This window comes from Ectobacillus antri (assembly GCF_003852715.1).
GTDB classification, from domain to species: Bacteria; Bacillota; Bacilli; order Bacillales; family Bacillaceae_G; genus Ectobacillus; species Ectobacillus antri.
Genome location: NZ_RIAV01000068.1, coordinates 1 through 769, shown reverse-complemented (window position 1 = coordinate 769; position 769 = coordinate 1). Strand labels below are relative to the sequence as shown.

1 protein-coding gene is annotated in these 769 nt (G+C 28.3%); it reads right to left on the bottom strand.

Features of this window, described 5'->3' with window-relative positions:
* Positions 1-167: 167 nt before the first annotated feature.
* Positions 168-635, bottom strand: a complete 468-nt coding sequence (locus tag EEJ45_RS18175) for a DUF4362 domain-containing protein (protein ID WP_124566131.1) — start codon at positions 633-635, stop codon at positions 168-170.
* Positions 636-769: the final 134 nt, after the last annotated feature.

Genomic DNA, 769 nt, shown 5'->3' with positions numbered 1-769 from the left:
ATAACGGGGACGATCTTTAATTTTTGTTGCGGCATAGAAAAAGCACCTCCTTATATTGATACGTTTATAGTACAGGAGGTGCAGATATTTTTATAGGCGTCGTTTGAATACGGGCTTACAGACTTCTTTACATAATCAAGATTATTCGTAGTTAATTTAGTGAGTTATTATTCTTTAGGTATCTTAATTAATGTTATAATCTCTGGACATTCTAACTGGTATAGAGTTGTATCACTATGTATTTCTTTTTTTATTTTCTTACATGTGGTATTAGAATACTGTAAATTTTTATCCTGTCCATCTTTATCGCTTGTTCTTGTATAATCTACATCATAATAAATAGACGTACTATCTACATCTTTTTTTACTGTTAAATCAATAATGGTAGGTTCTTCTTTATCATTGAATTTGGTAACTCTAACTGAGCCACCTTTGTTAGTATTATATTTTTCAATAAATTTATCTAACTCCTCTATGTTGTACACTTTCCCACCTTTTTCGATTACATCACCTTTTTCTTTTGACACAGCAAAAGTATATTCTTTGGTCTGATTGTTTTTTTCAGAGCAACCTACAAGATTAAAAATTAACAAACATGTAAAGAATAAAATATAGTTATGAACGAAAGTTTTCATGTCATTTCACCTCCTTTAAAAATTTGTTCTTCAATGAAATCCCTCCAAAAAAATGATTTAATGTTAAAAATTAACATCAACAAGTATGATTCTATCATGTGAATATGAAAATACAAACAAATTATCCTCATATT